The organism is Mesorhizobium sp. M7A.F.Ca.CA.001.08.2.1 (genome assembly GCF_003998455.1).
Classification (GTDB): domain Bacteria; phylum Pseudomonadota; class Alphaproteobacteria; order Rhizobiales; family Rhizobiaceae; genus Mesorhizobium; species Mesorhizobium ciceri.
In genome coordinates this window covers 1-1,208 of sequence record NZ_RZPW01001182.1, presented here as the reverse complement: position 1 = coordinate 1,208, position 1,208 = coordinate 1, and the positions used below count along the sequence as shown (strand labels likewise).

Sequence of the window (1,208 nt, the reverse complement as noted above, 5' to 3'; positions counted from 1 at the left end):
GTTTCGGCGAGCCGCACATGGTAGGCGCGCAGGATGCGCACCGTGTCTTCCGAGCGCTCGATATAGCGGCCGAGCCAGGTCAGGTTCTCCGCCGCGCGACTGGGCAGGCTGCCGGGCCTGGTGCGGCTGAAACTGTCGCCTTCCTGCGGCAGCAGCGTCTCGCGCTCCACCGGTTTGTCGCTGACAACCCAGACATCCGCCGCCTGGCCGCCACGCTGCATGGCGATCGCCGTCGGGTCGAGCGACAGGCCGATGCGGGCAAAACCGCCCGGCATCACCGTCCAGCCCTCCGGCGTTCGCGCCAGGTAGACGCGCAGGCTCGCTGGCCGCGGCTCCAGCCACCCGCCGACATAGACCGGCGTCGTCGAAAGCGTCACCGCTTCCTGGCCGACGAAATCGCCGCCATCGCGTTCGATGCGCGCCACCAGCTCCGCCCGCTCTCCGGCCGACAGCGCCGAACCGAGCTTCGTTGAATCGTCATCCTCGAAGGCAAGTCTCGTCGATAGCGCCGGGCCGATCACCATGCGATCGATGTTGGCCAGCACATGCGCGCGTTCGGTTGCTTGCCCGCACCACCATGTCGCGACGCTTGGCAGCAGCAATTCGTCGCCCCGCAAGGCCCGTGAAATCTTGGGCAGGAAGGCGAGCAGCGCACGCGTCTCCATCAGGCCGGAGCCAAGCGCATTGACGGTAGCAACCGCGCCCTGGCGGATCGCCTCGACCAGGCCCGGCGTGCCGATCTGCGAATCCGGGCGCAGTTCGAGCGGGTCGGCGAAGGCGGCATCGAGCCGCCGCCACAACACGCTGATCGGCATCAGGCCGGAAACCGTGCGTACCATGAGCCGGCCGCCTGAAACGGTCAAATCCTCGCCTTCGAGCAGCATGATGCCAAGGTAGCGGGCGATGTAGGCGTGTTCGTAATAGGTTTCGTTGAGCGGCCCCGGCGTGAGGATGGCGACGCGGCCGTCGGTCTCCTTGGCCATGCCGATCAGCGCGTCGCGAAAACGGCGGAAAAAGCCGGCAAGGCGGTGCACATGCATCTCGCCATAGATGTCGGACAGCGCGCGTGTGGTGGCGACGCGGTTTTCCAGTGCGAAACCGGCGCCGGACGGCGCCTGCGTGCGATCGCCAAGCACCCACCACTGGCCGTCAGGTCCACGGCCGAGCTCGAAGGCGCAGAAATGCAGGAAGTGGCCGCCGGCCGGCTT

The 1,208-nt window shown here is 67.6% G+C and carries 1 protein-coding gene; it reads right to left on the bottom strand.

What is annotated here, in order from left to right; all coding sequences use genetic code 11:
• The coding region (locus EN914_RS36015) for a circularly permuted type 2 ATP-grasp protein (RefSeq protein WP_164779196.1) at positions 1–1,208 on the bottom strand (1,208 nt) is incomplete at both ends.